This window comes from Conexibacter woesei DSM 14684 (genome assembly GCF_000025265.1).
Lineage (GTDB): Bacteria > Actinomycetota > Thermoleophilia > Solirubrobacterales > Solirubrobacteraceae > Conexibacter > Conexibacter woesei.
Window position 1 is genome coordinate 1,438,693 of the sequence record NC_013739.1, and the last position, 21,209, is coordinate 1,459,901.

Genomic DNA, 21,209 nt, shown 5'->3' on the forward strand with positions numbered 1-21,209 from the left:
GCCGGCGGGTGGGCTCAGCCGGCGGGTGCCCTCGGCCGGCGGGCGCGCTCAGTCGGCGGGCGCGCCGGCGGGCGCGCCGACGAGGCTCGTCGTCCACACGTGCGCCAGCGCCTCGGCGGTCACGTCGGGCGGGGTGCGGTCGAGCCCGGCGATGTGCGCGTAGAGCGCATGCTCGGTCATCCAGTGCAGCGCGCGCGAGAGCGCGAGCGGGTCGCACTCCGCGGCGAGCCGGCCGGCCGCCTGCGCCGAGCGCGCACGTTCGGCGAACGGGCGCACGTAGCGCTCCTCGACGAGCGTCTGCCAGATCGTGCCGAGTGGCGAGGGCGCCCGCGCGGCGGCCTGGACGACGAGCAGGACAGGACGATGGGCGTCCCAGAGGCCGAAGCCGGCCGACAGCGCGCCGCGGATCGCCTCGCGTGCGCCGAACTCGCGGCTCGGCAGCGCCGCGACCTGCGCGTCGAGCTCCTCCGCGATCTGCTCCACGAGCGAGGCGACGACCGCCTCCTTGGAGGCGAAGTGGTAGTAGAAGCTCGTCTTCGAGACGCCCGACCGCGCGAGGATCCCGCTGACGGTGAGCTTCGCCAGCGGCTGCTCGGCGAGCAGCTCCGTCGTCGCGAGGCAGACGGCCGCGGGGATCTGCGCGGCACCGCCCCGACGGGGATGGGACCGCCGTCCGGCCGGCTGCCGCGATGTGGTTGTCGGATCGGCGCTCATTGAGGGTGCTTCGCCCGTCGGCGCCCGCCCGGATCAGCGGCGACACGCCAAGCACAGATGATAGGCAGGGTCCGGGAGCTTTCAGCAGGTTTGAGCAGCTTTTGTGCGCGGTTGCGCCAAAGTTGTACGAATCTCTGGATTAGTACGAACTGAATGCGCCATACACTCCTGGTCTCGTGCAGCCCGTGACTTCTCTCTTCCCACTGTGGGCGCGCCTTGCTTGCCCGTGGCCAGCTCGCTGAGCCGACGTCCGTGGAGCACCTCAAGGTCCGCGAAGCCGCCAAGCGGCTGAACGTCAGCCCGAGCACCCTGCGCGCCTGGGAGCAGCGCTTCGGCTTCCCGCGCCCGGATCGTTCGCCCGGCGGCCACCGGCTCTACCGCCACGCCGACATCGTCGCGCTGCGCGACGCGCTCGAACAGGGGCTGTCGATCTCCTCGGCGATCTCGCGCGTGCGACGCGGCGACACGTGGGACGCGGCCTCGCTCGTCGGGCCGCTGTGCGCGTTCGACCCCGACCGCGCGGCCCGCGTCGCGGAGGGCGCGCTCGCCGTCCGCTCGCTCGAACGCGCCGTCGACGAGGTGCTGCTGCCGGCGCTCGCGGACGTCGGCGCGCGCCACGGCGACGACAGCGCCGAATGGGCGTTCGCGGCCGGTTGGGTCGCGGACTGGCTGCGCTGGACGCGGCGGCTCGCGACGCAGGACGCGCGGCCGATCCGGCTGCTCGTCGGCGACGCGACGGCGCATGAGCTGGACGTCGACGCGGTCCACCTGCACGCGCTCCAGCTCTTCTGTACGCGCGCAGGCGCACAATGCCTGACCGTGCCGGTCCGCGTCACGCGCGGGCTCGCCTCGGCCGTCCACGCGTTCGCTCCGAGCCTGATCGTGCTCGCCGGCGACGGCGCGGCCGACGACGACGTCGCGCGCTTCGCCTACGTCGCGAGGGCGGCCGTACCGCGCCCGATCGCGCTCTACCGGCGCAGGACGCGGTCGCGCTCGCCCGCGGCGTACCCGCTGGCGCCGTCGCCGCTCGCCGCCCACCGGCAGCTGCTCCAGCTCGCGCGCGGCGAGCAGCCCGAGCCGTGGCCGGCGCCCGCCCGCGGCGAGCTGCCGCCGGCCGTCGGCGGCTGAGCGGCGCGACGGGGCGAGCGGCGCGTGCGGCTCGCGCGCGGCGGTTGAGCGGCGCGTGCGGGTGCGCGGCGCCGGAGCCAGAGCGCGGGGGCGCCACGCGGTCGTGAACGGCGGCGTCGGAGCCGTTCGCATGTTGGTCATGCGACACCCGAATGATCTCGCCGCGCGGCTGCTGAGGGCAGCGGCGGCGGCGGTCGACCGGAAGCCGGAGCAGCGTGCGAACGGGTGAGGCGGCCCTCCCCCGCTAAAGGCCGGCGGAGCGTCGAGTACTCATTGGCGGCGTCGCGCCGTCGCAGCCAACCGCCGGCCGACCGCTCTCCTCACAGATCCCTCACCGCCCTTGCTCCAGGAGGCTCTGCCATGCCAGAAGCACGTGCCCTCACGGTCGATCCGGCTCCGCTCGCACCGCCGGCCGCGCCGACCGTCGCTGTCGTCGGACTCGGCTATGTCGGCCTGCCGACCGCGCTCGCGCTGCACGACGCCGGCACGCCGGTGATCGGCATCGACGTCAGCGAGCAGCGGCTCGTCGCGATCCGCGCGGCGGACGTCGACCTGCCGGCCGGCGACGCCGACCGGCTTGGCGGCGCGCTCGACGGCGGCGGGCTGCGGCTCAGCTCGATCCCGGCCGCGGTCGCCGCGGCCGACGCGGTGATCGTCTGCGTCCCGACGCCCGTCGACGCGCAGCGGCGGCCCGATCCCCGCGCGCTGCGCGCCGCATGCGCGAACGTCGTCGCCAACGCACGGCCGGGGCAGACGATCGTGCTGACCTCCACGACCTACGTCGGCTCGACCCGCGAGCTGCTGCTCGACCCGCTCGCCGAGCGCGAGCTGCACGCCGGCGAGGACGTCTTCGTCGCGTTCGCGCCGGAGCGGATCCTGCCCGGTGACCCGACCGTCGAGCAGCGGACCGTGCCGCGCGTCGTCGGCGGCGCCACACCCCGCTGCGCGGAGCGTGCGGCGGAGCTGCTTCAGCCGACCGCCGGCCTGATCCACCGGGTCTCCTCGCTGGAGGCGGCGGAACTGACGAAGCTCTACGAGAACACGTTCCGGGCGGTCAACCTCGCGTTCGCGAACGAGATGGCGAGCGTCAGCACCCACCTCGGGCTCGACCCGGTCGAGATCGTCGACGCGGCCGCGACCAAGCCGTACGGCTTCCTCGCCCACTACCCCGGCCCCGGCGTCGGCGGGCACTGCATCCCCGTCGACCCCCACTACCTGCTCGACCCGCTGCACGGCGACGGGCTGCGCGCGCCGATCGCCGAGGCGGCGATGATCGCGATCGCCGAGCGGCCCGGCCAGGTTGCCGCGCGAGCGCTCGCGCTGCTGCGCGAGCGCGCCGTCAGCTGGGACGAGGCGACCGCGCTCGTCGTCGGGATGGCCTACAAGCCCGGCGTCGCCGACGCGCGCGAGTCGCCGGGGCTGGAGATCGCGGAGCTGCTGCGCGAGGCGGGCGTCGACGTCGCCTGCCACGACCCGCGCGTCGCCCAAGTGCGCTTCGCCGACGGCACCGTCCTGCGCTCGGTCCCGAGACCGACCGCCGGGATGTTCGACGTCGTCGTCGTGACCGCGCTGCACGGCGGTGAGCGGGCCTGGCTGGCCGACTGCGACAACGTGCTCGACGCGACGTACCGCCTGCCGTTCGGCAACCGCACGCTGGTCTGATGGCCAACTGGGCGGACCACGCGATGCGCGTCGTCGCGGCGGCGTACCTCGCGCTGCTGCTGGCGCTGGCGGTCGCGTACCACGGGCTGTGGTTCGACGAGGTCGCGGGCGACGCGCTGTTCGCGATCTACGGCCTCGTCGTCGTCAGCTACATCGTCAGCCGCTTCGTGCTGTCGATCCCCTACAGACCGCCGAGAGACGTCGGGCACGAGCCGCACGTCGCGATCGTGATGCCGGCGTTCAACGAGGAGGCGGTCGTCGCCCGCTCGCTGCGCTCGCTGCTCGCGCTCGACTACCCGGTCGACAAGCTGGAGCTGGTCGCGATCGACGACGGCTCGACCGACGAGACGCTCGCGAGAATGCGCGAGGTCGCGGCCGAGTCGCCGCGGGTGCGGGTGATCGAGCTGGGGCGCAACCAGGGCAAGCGCGCGGCGATGGCGGCCGGGATGCGCGCGACCGACGCAGAGATCCTCGCGTTCGTCGACTCCGACAGCTCGCTCGACCCCGACGCCTTGCACAAGCTCGTGCAGGGCTTCGCGGAGCCGGGCGTCGGCGCCGTCTGCGGCCACGCCGACGTCGCCAACGTCGACGACTCGTGGCTGACGCGGATGCAGGTGGTGCGCTACTTCGTCGCGTTCCAGGTCGTGAAGGCGTCGGAGTCGATCTTCGCCTGCGTGACGTGCTGCTCGGGCTGCTTCGCGGCGTACCGCCGCGACGCGATCCTGCCGCACCTCGACTGGTGGGAGCACCAGACGTTCCTGCGCTCGCCGGCGACGTTCGGCGACGACCGCGCGCTGACGAACGTCGTGCTGCGCGACTGGAAGGTCCGCTACGCGGCGAACGCCGTCTCGCACACCGTCGTGCCCCACACGATGCGGCAGTTCCTGCGCCAGCAGCTGCGCTGGAAGCGGTCGTGGACGCGCGAGTCGCTGATCCTCGCGCGCTTCGTCTGGCGCAAGTACCCGGTCGCGGCGCTGTCGGCGTACGTCGGGATCGCGATCGCGCTGGTCGCGCCGATCGTCGCCGTGCGGGCGATCGTGTGGCTGCCGCTGGTCGAGGGCCGCGGCGCGCCGCTCGTCTACCTCGCCGGGATCTACATGCTCGCCGTCGCGTACGGGCTCTATTACGTCGCCTGCCGCAGACGCTACGACCCGCGCTGGGTCTACGGGATCGCGTTCTGCTTCTTCTACCTCTGCTTCATGCTCTGGCAGACGTACTGGGCGATCCTGACGGCGCGCAGCACGTCGTGGGGGACACGGCCGGCGACGGCGGGCCAGCCGGCGCTGGAGGTCGGCTCGTGAGACGCCGCCTGCACCGCACGCTCGCGTTCCTGCTCGTGCCGCTCAGCGCGCTGCCGCTGGTCGCGATCTCGCCGCTGATCGTGCCGTCGGTCGAGCGCCGGCTCGACGAGCTGCGCGGCGGCAGCGAGCAGGTCGCGCCGCGACCCGCATCCACCAGCACCGCCCCAACCGACCCCACTACCCGATAGAGGAGGCGAGCGCCATGTGCGGCATCGTCGGATACGTCGGCCACCGCCCGTGCGTCGAGCTGCTGCTCGACGGGCTGGAGCGGCTGGAGTACCGCGGCTACGACTCCGCGGGCGTGGCCGTGCCCGTCCGCGGCGCGTTCGTGCGCGTCCGCAGCGTCGGCGGGATCGCCGCGCTGCGCGGCGCGGTCGCCGGGGACCCACGGCAGGCCGCGCTGAGTGCGGCGACGGCGGGCATCGGTCACACGCGCTGGGCGACCCACGGCCGCGTCAGCGAGGGCAACGCCCATCCGCTCGGCGACGACCGGCACCGCGTGCAGATCGTGCTGAACGGGATCGTCGAGAACCACGTCGAGCTGCGTGACGAGCTGCGCGCCGACGGCGCCGCGTTCGCGTCGGAGACCGACGCGGAGGTCGTCGCCCACCTCGTCGGCCGCGCGCTCGACCGCGGGCTCGCGGACGCGGTGCGCGCCACGCTCGACCGGCTCGACGGCCACTTCGCGTTCGTCGCCGCGAGCGCGGCCGAGCCGGGCGTGCTCGTCGGGACGCGCCGCGCCTGCCCGCTCGTCGTCGGCCACCGCGACGGCGAGCGCTTCTTCGGCTCCGCGCTCGTCGGCCTGCCGGACGACCTGCACGGCGCGCACGCGATCGAGGACGACGAGATCGCCGTCGCCGAGGCCGGCTCGACGCAGGTGGTCGACGCCGCCGGTGCGGTCGTGCGGCCGCGCTGGCTGGAGCTGGAGGCCGCCCGCGTGCGGCCGTCCCACGCCGGCCACGAGTCGTTCATGCTCGCCGAGATCGGCGAGCAACCGCAGGCGCTCCGCCGCACGCTGCGTGCGCAGAGCGCCGCGCACGCGATCGGCGAGGCGCCGTGGGAGACGCTCGCGGGCGCCCGCAGCGTGTCGTTCGTCGGCTGCGGCACCTCGCACCACGCGGCGCTCGTCGGGCGCTACCTGCTGGAGAGCTGGGGCGGCCTGCGGGCGGAGGTCGACGTCGCGTCGGAGTGGCGTCACCGCGATCCCGACGTCGGTCCCGGCGACGTCGTGCTCGGGATCACGCAGTCGGGCGAGACGGCCGACACGCTCGGCGCGCTGCGGCTGGCGCGCGAGCGCGGCGCGCACGTGCTCGGGCTCACGAACGTGCCCGGGTCGCAGATCACGCGCGAGGCCGACGGCACGATCCTGACCGACGCCGGCACGGAGGTGAGCGTCGCGGCGACGAAGACGTTCGTGACGCAGATCGCCGCGCTCGCCGGGCTGGCGTTGCGCACCGGCGTGGCGCGGGGGGTGCTCGAACCGGCGCGCGCCGCGCTGCTGGCCGACGGCGTCGAGCGCCTGCCCGACGTCGTCGCCCAGGCGCAGGAGGCGGCGGCCGCGCCGGTCGCGCGGGCCGTCGAGCGGTGGGCGGAGGAGCCGTTCTTCCTCTTCCTCGGCCGCCACGTCGGCCTGCCCGTCGCGCTCGAAGGAGCGCTGAAGCTGAAGGAGATCGCCTACGTGCCATCTGACGCCTACGCCGCCGGGGAGATGAAGCACGGCCCGATTGCGCTGCTGAGCGAGGGGACACCGGTGATCTGCGTCGCGACCGAGTCGCCGGTGCTCGACAAGCTGCGCTCGAACGTCGCGGAGGTGCGGGCGCGCGGGGCGCACGTGCTCGCGATCGCGACCGAGGGCTGCGCCGGCTCGATCGCCGACGAGGCCGACGAGCTGGTGCTGATCCCGCCGACCGACGTGCTGCTGTCGCCGGTCCCGGCGATCGTGCCGCTGCAGCTGCTCGCCTACGGGATCGCCCGCGCGCGCGGGCTCGACCCGGATCGGCCGCGCAACCTCGCCAAGACGGTGACGGTCGAATGACGGCGCGGGGAACGATCGCAGCGGGCGTGCTCGGGGCCGCTCTGTTGACAGCCGGAGCGCCCACGGTGGGCGCGACGGCGCCGGTGGACGGCGCGGCGGCCGGGCCGGCGGGCGTCGCGGCGAGACGCGGCGGCCGCGATGCGCCGCCGGTGCGGCGCTGCGCCGCAGTGAGACCGTCAGGGCTCACCTTCAGCCGCGGGCGTGGTCAGACGACCGGCGTGCTGCGCTGGCGCGTGCCGCGCAACGCGACGACGCGCGCGAAGGGCAGACGCGCCGTGCGCTACCGCGTGATTCGCGACCGCGGCGTCGTCGGGCAGACGGCGAAGCGTGCGCTGCGGCTGAAGGTGACGCTCGGCAGAAGCCACCGCTTCGCCGTGCAGGCGCTCGACGCCAAGGGCAAGCCGGTGCGGCGCTGCCGCGCCGAGAAGCGCGTGCGCGTCGCCTATCGCGCGCCCGGCAGCCCACGCTATGTCGCGGTCGCCGGTGACGAGCGCGGGCTGCGGCTCAGCTGGCAGGCCGGCGCGCGCGGCGACGGCGAGCCGGCCGGCTACCGGCTCGTGCGCGACGGGACGACCGTCGGGCAGACGACGCAGACGAGCTGGGCGGTGCCGGCAGCGCCGAACCGCACGTACCGCTTCCAGGTCGTGGCGGTCGACCGCCGCGGGCGCACGAGCGCACCGAGCGCGACGGTCACGGCGAGAACCGGCCATGAGCCGCCGACGGCGCCCGCCGGGCTGGCCGCGCTGGCGGTCTCCGAGTCCGAGCTGGGGGCGCAATGGCAGCCGAGCACGGTCGCCTCCGGCGAGATCAAGGGCTACCGCGTGCTGCGCGACGGCGCCGTCGTCGGCCAGGTCGCCGCCACCTCGACCGTGCTCGGGAACCTCGCTCCGAGCACGGACTACGAGGTCGCCGTCGTGGCGATCGACAGCCACGGCTACACGAGCGCGCCGGCCGTCGTCCGCGGTCGCACGCACGATCCCGTCCCGACGACCGGACACGCGCAGGCGTACCTGCTCGCCTCGACCGATCAGAGCTTCGCCGACTTCCGCGCCCACTACCGGCAGATCGGCGTCGTGCACCCGACCTACTACGACTGCACCGGCGCCGGAGCCCTCGTCGGCAGCGACGACCCGCTCGTGACGAGGTGGGCGCAGGCGCGCAGAGTCGAGGTGCTGCCGCGGATCAACTGCCAGCGGACGGCGACGGTCCACAAGATCCTGACGGACCCCGCGACGCGCGCCGCGTGGCTCGACCGGCTCGTCGGGCTCGCGCGCGAGGTCGGCTACGACGGCATCTCGCTCGACTTCGAGGCCGGTCCCGCCGAGGACCGTGCGGCGCTGACGTCGTTCGTGCAGGAGCTGGCGGGGCGGCTGCACGCCGACGGCCGCAAGCTCGCGATCGCGCTGTCGTCGAAGACGAGAGACAGCCTGACGCACCCGCGCTCGGGGATCTTCGACTACGCGCCCCTCTCAGAGGCGGCCGACTACCTCTTCCTGATGGCGTGGGGATTGCACTGGACGACCTCAGTGCCCGGGCCGCAGGATGACGCCGACTGGGTCCGCAGAGTCGTCGAGTACGTCAAGACGATGCCGCAGAAGCACAAGTTCGTCTTCGGCACGAACCTGTACGCGCTCGACTGGCCGAACGGCGGCGGGGCGCAGAACAAGGCGACGGCGTACGAGTATCAGGACGCGATGGCGCTGCTGCCGCAGTTCGCCGCGCAGATCCGCCACGACCCCGTGACCGACAACTACCAGGCGACGTACACCGACGCCGCCGGGGTGGCGCACGAGGTCTGGTACCCGGATGCGGACACGACGGCGCGGCGCGTGCGGATCGCGAAGGAGGCGGGGCTCGGCGGCGTCGGGTTCTGGCGGCTCGGCCGAGAGGACCAGCGCGTCTGGGACGACCCGCTGCTGGCGCCGGGAGTCGCCTGGTGAGGGCCGCGCTCGCGACCGCGGCGGTGGTCGGCGCCGCCGCGGTCGCCGCGCTCGGACTGGCGGCGCTGCGCCCCGGCGCGGCGCCGGCCGAGCCGCCCAAGCGCGTCTTCGCGTTCCTCTCGCGCGCCGACGGGTTGGAGCTGAGACGCCTGGCGCAGATCGGCCGTCGCATCAGCGTGCTGGCGCCGAACTGGTACGAGCTGGACGTCGACAGCGGCGCGCTGCACGAGCCGTGGCAGCGCGAGCCGGTGCTGCGCGCGGCACGCCGTGCGGGCGTGCCGGTGTGGCCGGTCGTCAACGCGCGCACCGGCGGCTCGGCGGCGATCGACGACCCGCTCGCGCGTGCGCGCACGGTCGCGGCGATCGTGCGCGTCGCGTCCGATCCGGCGTACGCCGGCGTGACGCTCGACATCGAGGAGCTGCTGGCGACGCAGCGCGACGCCTACACGGCGCTCGTGCGCGACGTCGCCGCGGCGCTGGCCGTGCGCAGACGCAGGCTCGCGGTCTACGCACCGCGCCCGACGAGAGGCGGCTCGGCGCTCGCGTACGACTGGCCGGCGCTGGCGGCTGCGGCCGATCTGCTGCTCGTCGCGACGTACAACGAGACCGGGCCGCAGGGGCCGCCCGGGCCGCTCGACTCGAGCGCCGGCTACGCCGACGTGCTCGCGCGCGCGGCGGCGGTGTCGCAGACGAAGACCGTCCCGATCCTCGGCGCGATCGGCTACGCGTGGCCGCAGACCGGCCCCGGCCAGATGGTCTCGGTCATCGACGCCGAGCAGCGCCGTACGCGCTGCCGCGCGCCGCGCAGCGTCGCCGACGGCAACGCCTCCTACCGCTGCCGCGGCGAGACGGTCTACCACGCGACATCGGCCGGTCTGCGTGAGCGCGCACGCGCCGCGGGAGCCGCCGGATTCCGCTGGATGGCGCTGTTCTCGCTTGGTCGCGAGCCGCGCTCGTTCTGGGACGGGATGCCGCGGGTACGCAGATGAACGGAGGGGTGCGCGACCGCCTGGCCGCGTACTTGCACCAATGTTGCAGCGCAGAACTGAAGGAAGGTCCACAAAACTCGTGACGCAACCGTTCGACATCCGTCCGTCCGCCGAGATCGCTTACGTTGCGGGCGTGCCGAGGTCCGCCGAATCAGAGACGCAACCGTTCGAGCCCCGTCACCTCGCCGCGCTCGTCGCGGTCGCGAAGACCGGCTCCTTCCGCGTCGCCGGGGAACGGCTCGGCTACGTCCAGTCGGCCGTCAGCCGGCAGATCGCGACGTTGGAGGAGGTCGCCGGGATGCGGCTCGTCGAGCGGGCGCGCGGCGCCAACGACGTCCGCCTGACGCAGGCCGGCGAGGTCCTCATGACGCACGCGGAGGCGCTGCTCGCGCGCCAGGCCGCCGCGCGCGCCGACCTCGTCCAGCTCGCGCAGGGCGAGCGCGGCGCGGTCAGGGTCGGCGTGCTGCAGGGCGTCGGGCACCGCGTGCTGAGATCGGCGCTGACCGGCTACCGGCGCCGGCGGCCCGGCGCGCGCGTCGAGGCGAGCGAGTTCGCCTCCGACGCGTCGCTGTTCGCGCTCGTCGAGCAGGGCGAGCTCGACCTCGGCCTCGCAGCGCTGCCGCTGGTCGACGGGCCGTTCGACCGCCGCAACCTGGCCCGCGTGAAGTGGGTGCTGGCGACGCCGGCGAGCTGGCGGCTGCCGCGCCACGACGGTGCGGTGCGGTTGGCGGACCTTGCCGGCCGGCCGCTGATCGGCCGCCACGAGGAGCGCTCCGGCCCGTCGCTGGAGACGTGCCTGCGCAACGCCGGCGCCGTCGCGAACGTCGTCTTCCGCACCGACATCGACGAGACGATGCGCGGGCTGGTGGCGAGCGGCGTCGGCGCGGCGCTGCTGCCGAGCTTCGTCGCCGACGACGACGGCGCGATCGCCGTCGCGCCGCTCGACGACGTGGCGCTGACGCAGGTGCTCGCGATCTTCTGGCACAGCGAGCGGATGCTGTCGACCGCCGCGACGGAGTTCCGCTCGATCGTCTGCGAGGTCTGCGGTCGCATCGAGCCGGGCGACAGCGGCGCCGCGGCGGCGGCCTGACGCCGCACCGCCCTCGCGGCGCCCGTCAGCCGCTCACGGCACGAGCGCGGCGCCGTGCGCGGCGACGAAGGCGCGGAACGTCTCGGTCGCCGGCGAGCGGTAGCGGGTGCGGTCCCACGCGAGGCCGAGCGTGCGCGCCGCACCGCGGTCGGCGAGGTGCAGGTGCGGGGTCGCCGGCTGCTCGATCTCGGCGCCGGCGGAGTGCGGCGGCGGCAGCAGCGCGACGCCGAGGCCGGCGGCGACGAGGCCGCGCAGCGTGCCGATGTCGTCGCCCTCGAAGGCGATCCGCGGGTTGAAGCCGGCTGCGGCGCAGAGCTGGTCGGTGAGACCGCGCAGGCCGTACTCGGGCTTCATCGCGACGAAGCGCTCCTCGGCGAGGTCGGCGAGTCTGATCCGCTTGCGCGCGGCGAGCGCGTGGCCGGGCGCGACGACGGCCCGCAGCGGCTCGCGCCCGAGCGGCTTCCACTCGATCTCGGGGTCGTCCGGGCGCGGGCTCGTGAGAATCAGGTCGACCTCGCCCGCGCGCAGCTGGGCGAGCATCTCGCTTGCGCTGCCCTGGGCCAGCTCGAGCGCGATCTGCGGCTCTGCTGCGCCGAAGCCGCGCAGCAGCGCCGGCACGAGCCAGCTGCCGAGCGTGTGCAGGAAGGCGAGCACGACGGTCCCGCCGCCGGCCGTCCCGGTCGCGTCCGCGAGCGCCTGGGTGCCGGCGTCGAGGTCGGCGAGTGAGCGGCGTGCGTGGTCGAGGTAGAGGCGGCCGTAGCGGTTGAGCCGCAGGCGCCGGCCACGGCGGTCGAACAGCGGCACGCCGACGTGCGCCTGGACCCGCGCGAGTGCGCGCGAGAGGGCGGGCTGGCTGACGTGCAGCTCGGCCGCGGCGGCGGTGACGTGCTCGGACTCGGCGACGGCGACGAACCACCGCAGCTCCTCGACGGTCATGCGTAGAACGTATCGGTTCTGTATGAACCATGCATTGGACACATCTATTGCTCCGTCGTACCTTGGACTGCGTGCCGAGCCCCGACGCCGCCCTCGCCCCCGCAGCCGCCGCGCTCGGCCGTCCCGCTCGCCACCGCGCCGGCGAGCCCGGCTTCCGCCGCGCCGCGATCGCGCTGTTCGCCGCCGGCGTCGCGACGTTCGCGCTGCTCTACTCGCCGCAGGCGCTGCTGCCGCTGCTGTCGGAGCGGTTCGAGATCTCGCCGGCCGCCGCCAGCCTCTCGCTCGCGGTCACGACCGCGACGCTCGGGCTGACGCTGCTGCTCGCCGGCTGGGTCGCCGACGCGTGGGGCCGCACGCGCGTGATGACGTGGTCGCTGCTGGCAGCCGCGCTGCTCGGCGTCGCCGGCGCGTTCGCGCCGAGCTTCGGCGTCCTGCTCGTGATCCGGGCGCTCGAGGGGATCGCGCTCGCCGGCCTGCCGGCGGTTGCGATGGCGTACCTCGCGGAGGAGATCCACCGCTCCTCGCTCGGGCTGTCGATCGGGCTCTACATCGGCGGCAACGCGATCGGCGGGATGCTCGGGCGGCTGATCGCCGGCGGACTCGCCGACGTCGGCGGCTGGCGCCTCGCGGTCGCCGGAGTCGGTGTGCTGGGGCTCGTCTGCGCGTTCGCGTTCGTGCGCTTGTTGCCCGCCTCGGTCCACTTCGTCGCGCGGCCGTTCCGTCCCCGCGCGCTGCTGCGCGGGATGCGCTCGCACCTGACCGAGCCCGGCCTGCTGCGGCTCGACGCCGTCGGCGCGCTGCTGATGGGCGCGTTCGTCGCCGTCTACAACGGTCTCGCGTTCCGCCTGGAGGACGCGCCCTACGGCCTCGGGCAGGCGGCCGTCGCGGCGGTCTTCCTCGTCTACCCGATCGGCTCGTTCAGCTCCGCCTGGGCCGGCCGGCTCGCCGACCGCGTCGGGCGGCGGCCCGTGCTGCCCGTCGCGATCGTGCTCGCCGGCGCGGGCCTCGCGCTGACGGGCGCGCACGCGCTGCCGCTGATCGTGCTCGGCGTCGCGACGCTGACCGCCGGCTTCTTCGCCGGCCACTCGGTCGCGTCGAGCTGGGTCGGGCGGCGCGGAAGCGGTGGGCTCGGCTCCGCCGCGCAGGCGTCCGCGCTCTACCTGCTGGCGTACTACGGCGGTTCGTCGTTCGGCGGGATCGCCGCCGGCGCCGCGTGGAGCGGCGGCCACTGGAACGCCGTGATGCTCGTCGCCGGCGCGCTGCTGGCCGGCGCGCTCGTGCTGTCGCTGCGTCTGCGGCGGACGCCGCCGCTGCGCGCCCCCGCCGTCGTCGCGGCGGAGGCCTAGCGGCCTGGCGGGCCTAGGGGCCGGTCGCCTAGCCGGCCGGTGCGGGCGCGGATGCGGCCGGCGGGGCGGCCGGGCCGATCTCCGACGTGCAGTACATGCAGCGGCGCGCCTCGGACGGGACCATGCTGAGGCACTCGGGGCACGCCCGCAGGTTCGCGCCGTCCTCCTCCGCGGGCTTTCTCAGCATCCGCTCCAGCGGCAGCACGACGAAGAAGTAGACCGCCGCCGCGATGATCAGGAACGAGATCACGGCGTTGATGAAGTGGCCGTACGCGAACTTGCTGCCGTTGATCGTGAAGCTGAGGCTGGAGAAGTCCGGCTGGCCGCCGATCGCCGCGATGATCGGCGTGATGAAGTCGGCCACCAGCGCGGTGACGACGGCGCCGAACGCGGCGCCAATCACGACCGCGACGGCGAGGTCGATCACGTTGCCGCGCGATATGAAGTCCTTGAAGCCCTTGAGCACGTGGCCGACGCTAGCGCGTCGACCGGACCGCACCGGCGCGGGCCTCGCGCTTGGTGCGCGTGGCCGCGGTGCCGGTCGGGCGCTGACGCGCCAGCAGCTGCATCAGGCGGTCCTCGGCGGCCTTCGCCGCGTAGGTGCTGACGCTGTTGAACATGAACGCGAACGCGATCTGGTGGCCGTTGGAGGAGCGGCAGTAGCCGCCGAGCGCCGACACGTTCGAGAGCGTGCCCGTCTTCGCCTGGCAGTTGTCCTGGGCGATCGTCCCGCGCACCCGCTTCATCAGCGTGCCGCTGCGACCGGCGACCGGCATGCCGGAGCGGAAGCCGGCCTGGTCGCGCATGCCGTCGAGCAGCTGGACGACCTGGCGCGGGCTCGTCGCGTTCGCGCGCGAGAGTCCCGAGCCGTCCGCGAGGCGGGGGCTGATGCCGAAACGCGACAGCGTGCTGCGTGCGACGGTCGCGCCCGCGGCGGTCGATCCGGCGGTGCCGAACGACGCGCCGACGCCCTTCAGCAGCATCTCGGCGAGCAGGTTGTCCGACGGCACGAGCGTGAGTCTGGCGAGCGTCGACATCGGCAGGGAGGGGATGGACGCGAGCTGCTCGGCGCCGGTCGGCGCGATGCCGCTCGAGGCCGCCCGCGCGACGCGCACGCCGGACTGTCGGAGCGCCGTCGTGAGCTGTTGGGCGGCGAACAGCGCGGGCTGCTTCTGCAGCGCGCTGCCGTCCTCCTTCGCGAGGCCGCGGTTGTAGAGCAGCCCAGTCAGCGGGCTGCCGATCCAGACGTCGAAGCCGTAGCTGCTTGCCGGACCGCCGCGCTTGCTGTCGAAGAACGACTCGTCGCCGTAGACGCGTCCGCTGACGCGCGTGATCCCGGCTTCGGCGACGGCGGCGGCGAGGTCGGTGACGGTCGCACCGCCGCCGAACGCGTACTGCGTGTATCTGGCCGAGCCGAAGGTCGGGTCGCCGCTGCCGCGCAGGTAGAGGTCGCCGCGCCAGGTGCCGTCGTCCTCGAGCGCGCCGCTGCCGAGCACGCGCGTGTCGAGCGTGCCGTCGGCGCCATAGCGCAGGAGTGCTGTCGAGGTCGTGTAGAGCTTCTCGACCGACGCCGGTATCCGCGCCGTATCGGCGCGCACGGAGGCGAGCACGCTGCCCGTCGTCATGTTGAGCACGTAGGCGCCGTTGACGCCGCCGCCGCGCGAAAGCTCACGCGAGACGGCGCCGTCGAGCGGGGCCGCGGTGGCGGCGAGAGGCGCCGCGGCGGGCGCCGCGAGGGCGGCGAGGCTGGCGAGGAGAGCGATGCGGCGCACGTCGGTCAGAACAGCCGTGCGGGCGAAAAGTCGCGCTGTGCGCGTGGGTGTTCTGGTTTCGTCGTCGATACGGCGCCGTACACTAGGGATTGCCATGGGAAAGGTCGTCAGACTCCAGACGTCCGCCGCAGAGCGTAGCGGCAGAGCGCCGTCGTCTCAGGCGCGCCGGCCGGCGGCGCGCCGCCGCAGCCGCCCGTCGAAGACCGCGCTCGTGCTCGGGGGCGGAGGATTCACCGGCGCGGTCTACGAGATCGGCGCGCTGCAAGCGCTCGACCTGCTGTCGGTCAACCGCTCGGTCAACGACTTCGACGTCTACGTCGGCACCAGCGCGGGCTCGTTCGTCGCCGCGATGACGGCGAACGGCATCTCCCCCGAGGAGATGATGCGCGTGCTCAACCGCCAGGTCCCGACGCCGTTCCCAGACGTCGACCTCGGGACGCTGCTGTCACTGAACGTGCGCGAGCTGCTGAGCAGCGCCGTCACGTTCCCGTTCCGGGCCGCGAAGCTGACGCGCAGGCTGCTCGGCCAGATCGGCCAGGTCTCCGCGCTCGACGTCGTGCTCGGGCTCGCGGAGGGGATGCCGTCGGGCCTCTACTCCGGCGCCGGGATCGAGTCGTATGTCCGCACCGTGCTCGACGGTCCGGACCGCAGCGACGACTTCCGCGAGCTGGCGAACGAGCTGCTGCTGACGGCGACCGACCTCGACACCGCCGAGCGGGTCGTCTTCGGGCAGCCCGGCTTCGACGACGTGCCGATCTCGACCGCCGTGCGCGCCTCGACCGCGCTGCCGATGGTCTACCAGCCTGTGCGGATCGGCGATCGCGAGCTGGTCGACGGCGGGATCGTCTCGACGACGAACCTCGACCTCGCCGTCGAGGCGGGCGCGAGACTGCTCGTCGTCGTCAACCCGCTCGTACCGTACGTCAACGACGTGCGGGATCCGGACGCGCGTCGCCAGCGGATCTCCGGCATGGGCTTCCCGCACGTCGGCTACCAGACGTTCAAGCTGATGGCGCATGGGCGTCTGCACGAGCTCAAGCGCCAGTGGGAGCAGCGCTACCCGGGCGTCGACATCATCCTGATCGAGCCCGACCCGAGCGACGAGCTGATGTTCCGCACGAGCGTGATGGACTACGGCTCGCGCGTCGCGATCGCCAAGCACGGCTTCAGATCGGTGACGGTGAAGCTCTCCGAGGACTACGACAGGCTGCGCCGGATCGCCGCCAGACACGGGATCGAGATCTCCGCCACGCGGGTGCGCAAGGTCGTCAGACACTTCCAGGTCGCCGAGTCGGGCGAGACCGCGCGCTGGCGGTCGATCCTGGAGCAGACGAGAGCGACGCTGCTGCGCCAGTCGGCGTCGGAGTAGGACGCGACGCGGGCGCGGCGCCGCGTCAGAACGCGGTGCGGGCGGCTTCGAGCAGGCGGTCGACGTGGATCGGCGCCTGCACCGCCACGCGCACGTGCTCTTCGTCGCCGACCTCGGTCCCGGCCATCACGATCACGCCGCCGCGGCGCAGCCGTGCGGTCAGCTCGGAGGCGGAGAGGCCGGGAGCGCGCAGCCAGAGGACGTTCGCCTCGCTCGGCGCGGCGTCGAGCGGAAGGTCGTGCAGGCGCTCCAGGACGCGGGCGCGCTCGGCGATGACGGTTGCGCGCCGGGCGGCGACCTGAGGGTCGCAGACGTGGATCGCCTCGATCGCCCCGGCCTGCGCGGGCTGGCCGACGCCGAGCTCCGGCGCGAGCTGTGCGAGCAGCCGCTCGGAGCCGGGGCCGCCGAGGACATAGCCGCAGCGCAGCCCGGCGAGCCCGTAGACCTTCGAGAAGGTGCGGAAGATCAGCAGGCGCGGGTGGTCGTCGAGCAGCGCGAGCGAGGCGGCCGGTGCGCGCTCGTCGCTGACGAAGTCGACGAGCGCCTCGTCGAGCAGCAGCGAGACGTGCTCGGGCAGCGCGTCGAGCAGTTCGCGCAGCGCGGCCGGCGGGATGTACGCGCCGGTCGGGTCGTTGGGGTTGCAGAGCGCGATCGCGCGCGTGCGCGGGGTCACTGCCGCGAGCAGCCGCTCGACGTCGTGGCCGCCCGGCACCGGGACGGCCTGGGCGCCGGCGCGCTGCGCCATCAGCGGGTAGAGGCCGTAGGACGGCCACGGGATCAGCAGCTCCTCGCCGGGCTTGACGAGCGAACGCGTGGCGGACGACAGCAGCTGGCCGGCACCGTTGCCGATCGCGACGCGGCTCGGCTCGATGCCGACGCGGCGGCCGATCGCGCGGCGCAGCTCCTCCGCGGTCGGGTCGGGAGCGAGGTTCAGCATGCCGCGGACGGCGAAGGTGACCGCGGCGACGACGTCGGGGTGGGGCAGCTCGTGCCACGTCGTCTGGGACAGGTCGAGCGCCTCGATCCGCGACAGCGCCTGGCGGCGCGCCTCCGCCGCCTGCTCGCGCAGCTCGTCGGTGATCTCCTCGTCGGTCATTCCCGCGAACTGCTTGTAGTAGCTGCGGATGCCCATCGGCGAGGGCCTAGAAGCCCATGTTGCCGGCGCCGGACAGCTGCGCGCCGCTGAAGCCGAGCAGCCAGATCATGAAGATCGGGGCGCCGATCGCGCAGCAGACCATGAAGATGCGGCCGATGATCCCCTGCCGCTGGTCGTGCCCGCCGGCGCGGCGGACCAGGATCCAGGCGTAGTCGAGCCGCTTGAGCGCCATCAGGCCGAGCAGCAGCCCGCCGATCAGCGTTCCGAACGAGGCGATCAGCCCGATGCCGACGTTGTCGGTCGCGTGCTGCAGGTGGCCGCCGACCCACAGGCAGGCGACGGGCAGCGGACCCCAGAAGCAGAGGTTCACGAAGATCATCAGCGCCAGGATGCCCGCGGCGATCGCGCTGTCCGCCTTGCGCCGACCCTCGCCCGCCGTCCTCGGCGGCGTTCTGTATCTCGTGGGTCTCGTCCCGGGGCGGCGTGTGATGAACAGGCCGCCGGTTTCGCTCGGATCGGTTCGCATCTCTCAATGACCAGGGTACGCGGTCGGGGACGCCGGCACTAGTCGGTGTAGAGGGCGGCGAAATCGGCGGCGTACTTCTCATTGACGATGTTGCGCTTGACCTTCAGCGTCGGCGTCAGCTCGCCGGTCTCCTGGGAGAGGTCGTGGTCGAGGATGAAGAACTTCTTGACCTTCTCGACCTGGGCGTACTTGTCGTTCGCGGTGTCGAGATCGGCCTGGATCAGCTCGAGCACCTTAGGCTCGCGCGCGAGCGCCGGAATCTCGGTCGGCAGACCCTGCTGCTCGGCCCACGGGACGATCTCCTCCGCGTCGAGCGTGACGAGCACGACGGGGTAGGGGCGACGGTCGCCGTGCATCACGGCCTGGGAGATCCAGCGCGACTGCTTGAGATCGTTCTCGATGTTCGCGGGCGTGAGGTTCTTGCCGCCGGCGGTGATGATGATGTCCTTCTTGCGGCCCGTGATCGTCACGTAGCCGTCGGCGTCGATCGACGCCAGATCGCCGGTGTGCAGCCAGCCGTCGACGACGGCTCCGAAGCTCGCGTCCTCGCGCTTGTGGTAGCCGGCGAAGATGTTGGCGCCCTTGATCAGCAGCTCGCCGTCCTCGGCGATTCTCAGCTCGATTCCGGGGAACGGCTTGCCGACCGTGCCGAACTTGTGCTCCTCGGGCGACTGGAAGGTCGAGGCCGTCGAGGTCTCGGTCATGCCGTAGCCCTCGAAGACGGGCACGCCGCAGGCGTAGAAGAACTCGAGGATCTCCTTCGCGATCGGCGCCGCGCCGGATATCGCCTGCCGGACCTGGCCGCCGAACGCGCCGCGGACCTTGCTGAACAGCTCCTCCTCGGCTCGGTCGAAGGCGGCCTGCAGCTCGGCGGGGACGGGCTTGCCGGCGAGCTGGAGGTGCCGGACCTCGACGCCGACGCGGGCCGCCTGCTCGATCTGCTCGCGCGGCGAGTTGCTCGTCACGAGCGTGTAGATCTTCTCGAAGATGCGCGGCACCGACGGCAGGCTCGTGGGTCGGACCTCGGTCAGCTCGAGGATGATCTGCAGCGGATCGTTGGACCAGTACGCGATCGAGGCGCCGACGTCGAACGAGAGCAGCTGGATCAGCAGCGCATAGGAGTGCGCGAGCGGGAGGTAGAGGTAGGTGACCTCGTCCTCGACGACACCGCCGGTCTGCTCGACCATGTCGAGCATCGCGCGGTAGTTGCCGTGGGTGAGCACACAGCCCTTCGGCGGGCCGGTCGTGCCGGAGGTGTAGATGAAGGTGTAGGGGTCGCCGGGCGCGATGGCCGAGTAGCGACGCGCGATCTCGGCGCGGTCGTGATTGTGGCCGCGGGCACGCAGGACGTCGAGCGTGATCGCGTCGCCGAGCTGCTCGGGCGTCGCGTCCCCGGGCTCGATCACGATCACGCGCTTGAGGTGGGGAAGGCGCTCGCGCACCGCGGCGACCTTCGCGACCTGCTCCATGTTCTCGCAGACGACGGCGACGGCGTCGGAGTCGGCGAGCACGAACTCGCACTCCTGCGGCGAGTTGGTCGGATAGATCGGCACGACGACGGCACCGATCTGCGTCGCGGCGAAGTCGACGTAGGACCATTCGGGGCGGGTGCGGCAGAGGATCGCGACACGGTCGCCGGGCTCGATGCGGACGTCGACGAAGCCGAGCGAGATCTCGTCGGCGATCGCGCCGACCTCTCCGAACGTGATGTCCTGCCAGGAACCGTCGCGCTTGACGCGGACGGCCGTGCGGTCGCGGTAGCGCTCGACGGCGAGCGGCAGCAGATCGGCGATCGTCTGCGACCCGGTCGACGCGTCAGCGGCGCTCTGCGTGACGCTGGCCTCCATCACATCCTCCTCCTCGGTGGTGGAACGGGAGAAGGGCGATTCTATGCCGGGCCGCGCATGGCGCGCGCGGGTTCTGGCCGAGTGGCCAGATGCGGTGCCGGGCCGGGGCCCGGCGGCGACCTATCCGGTCGCCAGGGGGGTGGGCGAGGCGGTGACGCCGTACTGCTCGTCGAGGCTCGCGGCGAAGAGCGTTCTGTCGATCCGTCCGTGGTAGATGGGGACGCCCATCTCGAGGCACTTCATGATCACGTCGCGCCGGTCGAGACCGGCCTCGCGCGCGAGCTCGGTGGGCGTCAGGTGATTGGCCATTGGACGTGGACCTCCTGTTTGTTTCGCCGTGGTCCCGTTATACCTCGCCGGACGGACAGGCTCAAACCCGACTGTCCGACCAGCGGAGCTTGGCGCTCAGACAGGGTTTGGAATGTCGACGAAGCGGTGAGCGACGCCGAACCGCTCGGCGACCAGCTCGCCGAGTCGGCGGATGCCGAACGTCTCGGTCGCGTAGTGGCCGGCGGCGAGGAAGTGGATGCCGTTCTCGCGCGCCTGCGCCATCACGTGCTCCTTCGGCTCGCCGGTCATGAACGCGTCGAGCCCGAGCTCGATCGCGGTCGAGATGTCGCCCGCGGCGCCGCCGGAGACGATCCCGAGCGTGCGGACCGCCGGCGGTCCCGCGGCGTTGACGAGCGGGTCGCGGTCGGTCAGCGTCGCGACGCGCGCGACCAGCTCCTCGATCGGCACGCCGCCGTCTTGGTCGAAGTGCGCGACGACGCCGATCGTCGTGCCGCTGTGGGCGAAGGCGGGCTCGGTCCGCGTCGCGCCGAGGCCCGCGGCCAGCAGCGCGTTGTTGCCGACCTCGAGGTGCGCGTCGAGCGGCAGGTGGTACGCCGCCAGCGCGATGTCGGCGGCGAGCAGCGTTCTGAGCCGGCGCGCGTGCGCCGGCCCGATCCGGCGCGGATCGAAGTCCCACAGGATCCCGTGGTGCGCGAGCACCAGCTCCGCGCCGTGGTCGACCGCCCGCTCGAACAGCTCCAGCTGCGCCGAGACCCCCGTGACGACTGTGGTGACCGTCTCGCCGCCGGGAACCTGGAGCCCGTTCGGCCCGTAGTCCGAGAAGCGCTCGATCTCGAGCAGCTCGTCGAGGAAGGCGACGATCTCATCAGTCCGGGCGGCCATGGTCGGGGGCAACGTACCATCGCGCCGCCGCTGTGGAATACTGGACGGGCAGTCATCGGGGCGTGGCGCAGCCTGGTAGCGCGCTCCGTTCGGGTCGGAGAGGTCCCGAGTTCAAATCTCGGCGCCCCGATTATGCAAAACCCCTGCTACGGCGGGGGTTTTGTCGTTGTGGAGGGGCCTGCAGGTGCCATTGCAGGTGCCTTTTTATGCAGAGCGCACGCAGCTCCGGCCGCTCGGGGAGGCCGTGGGCGCACCGGTGGACGGCTGGTTTGGTGCGCGTCCTGA

At 73.2% G+C, this 21,209-nt stretch carries 19 protein-coding genes and 1 tRNA gene; 11 read left to right on the forward strand and 9 right to left on the reverse strand.

What is annotated here, in order from left to right; genetic code table 11:
- Window positions 1-48 precede the first annotated feature (48 nt).
- The gene (locus tag CWOE_RS06870) at window positions 49-714 is read right to left on the reverse strand and encodes a TetR/AcrR family transcriptional regulator (protein ID WP_012932852.1); all 666 of its coding nucleotides are present in this window, start codon (window positions 712-714) and stop codon (window positions 49-51) included.
- Between the two features lie 252 nt (window positions 715-966).
- Between CWOE_RS06870 and CWOE_RS06875 the strand changes: the two genes are divergently transcribed.
- The 8 genes from CWOE_RS06875 (at window position 967) to CWOE_RS06910 (ending at window position 10,859) form a co-directional block, all read left to right on the forward strand.
- The gene (locus CWOE_RS06875) at window positions 967-1,842 is read left to right on the forward strand and encodes a MerR family DNA-binding transcriptional regulator (protein ID WP_012932853.1); all 876 of its coding nucleotides are present in this window, start codon (window positions 967-969) and stop codon (window positions 1,840-1,842) included.
- A 360-nt stretch (window positions 1,843-2,202) separates the two neighbouring features.
- On the forward strand, window positions 2,203-3,504 hold the full coding sequence (locus tag CWOE_RS06880) for a nucleotide sugar dehydrogenase (protein ID WP_012932854.1): 1,302 nt from the start codon (window positions 2,203-2,205) through the stop codon (window positions 3,502-3,504).
- Complete coding sequence (locus CWOE_RS06885) at window positions 3,504-4,805, forward strand: glycosyltransferase family 2 protein (protein WP_012932855.1); 1,302 nt, start codon at window positions 3,504-3,506, stop codon at window positions 4,803-4,805. Before CWOE_RS06880 ends, CWOE_RS06885 begins: the two co-directional genes overlap by 1 nt.
- Window positions 4,802-4,993, forward strand: coding sequence for a hypothetical protein (locus tag CWOE_RS06890; protein WP_012932856.1), 192 nt, complete (start codon window positions 4,802-4,804; stop codon window positions 4,991-4,993). The genes CWOE_RS06885 and CWOE_RS06890 overlap by 4 nt, the downstream gene beginning before the upstream one ends.
- A gap of 14 nt (window positions 4,994-5,007) precedes the next feature.
- The gene (glmS, locus tag CWOE_RS06895; RefSeq protein ID WP_012932857.1) at window positions 5,008-6,840 is read left to right on the forward strand and encodes a glutamine--fructose-6-phosphate transaminase (isomerizing); all 1,833 of its coding nucleotides are present in this window, start codon (window positions 5,008-5,010) and stop codon (window positions 6,838-6,840) included.
- Window positions 6,841-6,905: 65 nt separating this feature from the next.
- Window positions 6,906-8,780 carry a glycosyl hydrolase family 18 protein gene (locus tag CWOE_RS06900; RefSeq protein WP_041730194.1) on the forward strand — a complete coding sequence of 625 codons (1,875 nt, stop codon included), beginning with the start codon at window positions 6,906-6,908 and terminating at the stop codon, window positions 8,778-8,780.
- The gene (locus tag CWOE_RS06905) at window positions 8,777-9,769 is read left to right on the forward strand and encodes a glycosyl hydrolase family 18 protein (RefSeq protein ID WP_012932859.1); all 993 of its coding nucleotides are present in this window, start codon (window positions 8,777-8,779) and stop codon (window positions 9,767-9,769) included. The genes CWOE_RS06900 and CWOE_RS06905 overlap by 4 nt, the downstream gene beginning before the upstream one ends.
- Before the next feature lie 133 nt (window positions 9,770-9,902).
- The gene (locus tag CWOE_RS06910; protein WP_160165480.1) at window positions 9,903-10,859 is read left to right on the forward strand and encodes a LysR family transcriptional regulator; all 957 of its coding nucleotides are present in this window, start codon (window positions 9,903-9,905) and stop codon (window positions 10,857-10,859) included.
- Window positions 10,860-10,892: 33 nt separating this feature from the next.
- On the opposite strand, the gene CWOE_RS06915 is transcribed toward CWOE_RS06910, so the two are convergent.
- On the reverse strand, window positions 10,893-11,795 hold the full coding sequence (locus CWOE_RS06915; RefSeq protein WP_012932861.1) for a LysR family transcriptional regulator: 903 nt from the start codon (window positions 11,793-11,795) through the stop codon (window positions 10,893-10,895).
- 29 nt (window positions 11,796-11,824) lie between these two features.
- Between CWOE_RS06915 and CWOE_RS06920 the strand changes: the two genes are divergently transcribed.
- Window positions 11,825-13,141, forward strand: a complete 1,317-nt coding sequence (locus CWOE_RS06920) for an MFS transporter (RefSeq protein WP_012932862.1) — start codon at window positions 11,825-11,827, stop codon at window positions 13,139-13,141.
- 28 nt (window positions 13,142-13,169) lie between these two features.
- On the opposite strand, the gene mscL is transcribed toward CWOE_RS06920, so the two are convergent.
- Window positions 13,170-13,607 (reverse strand): large conductance mechanosensitive channel protein MscL, encoded by a 438-nt coding sequence (mscL, locus tag CWOE_RS06925; protein ID WP_012932863.1) that lies wholly within the window; start codon window positions 13,605-13,607, stop codon window positions 13,170-13,172.
- Between the two features lie 10 nt (window positions 13,608-13,617).
- Complete coding sequence (dacB, locus tag CWOE_RS32555) at window positions 13,618-14,913, reverse strand: D-alanyl-D-alanine carboxypeptidase/D-alanyl-D-alanine endopeptidase (RefSeq protein WP_012932864.1); 1,296 nt, start codon at window positions 14,911-14,913, stop codon at window positions 13,618-13,620.
- 94 nt (window positions 14,914-15,007) lie between these two features.
- Between dacB and CWOE_RS06935 the strand changes: the two genes are divergently transcribed.
- Window positions 15,008-16,282 (forward strand): patatin-like phospholipase family protein, encoded by a 1,275-nt coding sequence (locus CWOE_RS06935; RefSeq protein ID WP_012932865.1) that lies wholly within the window; start codon window positions 15,008-15,010, stop codon window positions 16,280-16,282.
- Window positions 16,283-16,307: 25 nt separating this feature from the next.
- Here CWOE_RS06935 and CWOE_RS06940 read toward each other — a convergent pair whose 3' ends face one another.
- The 5 genes from CWOE_RS06940 to CWOE_RS06965 form a co-directional block, all read right to left on the reverse strand.
- Window positions 16,308-17,414, reverse strand: a complete 1,107-nt coding sequence (locus CWOE_RS06940; RefSeq protein ID WP_012932866.1) for a pyridoxal phosphate-dependent aminotransferase — start codon at window positions 17,412-17,414, stop codon at window positions 16,308-16,310.
- Between the two features lie 10 nt (window positions 17,415-17,424).
- Window positions 17,425-17,904, reverse strand: a complete 480-nt coding sequence (locus CWOE_RS30330) for a hypothetical protein (RefSeq protein ID WP_012932867.1) — start codon at window positions 17,902-17,904, stop codon at window positions 17,425-17,427.
- A gap of 38 nt (window positions 17,905-17,942) precedes the next feature.
- Window positions 17,943-19,751 (reverse strand): AMP-dependent synthetase/ligase, encoded by a 1,809-nt coding sequence (locus CWOE_RS06955; RefSeq protein WP_012932868.1) that lies wholly within the window; start codon window positions 19,749-19,751, stop codon window positions 17,943-17,945.
- A gap of 120 nt (window positions 19,752-19,871) precedes the next feature.
- On the reverse strand, window positions 19,872-20,060 hold the full coding sequence (locus CWOE_RS06960) for a hypothetical protein (RefSeq protein WP_012932869.1): 189 nt from the start codon (window positions 20,058-20,060) through the stop codon (window positions 19,872-19,874).
- A 96-nt stretch (window positions 20,061-20,156) separates the two neighbouring features.
- Complete coding sequence (locus CWOE_RS06965) at window positions 20,157-20,924, reverse strand: Nif3-like dinuclear metal center hexameric protein (protein WP_012932870.1); 768 nt, start codon at window positions 20,922-20,924, stop codon at window positions 20,157-20,159.
- Between the two features lie 56 nt (window positions 20,925-20,980).
- Between CWOE_RS06965 and CWOE_RS06970 the strand changes: the two genes are divergently transcribed.
- A tRNA-Pro gene (locus CWOE_RS06970) sits at window positions 20,981-21,054 on the forward strand.
- Window positions 21,055-21,209: the final 155 nt, after the last annotated feature.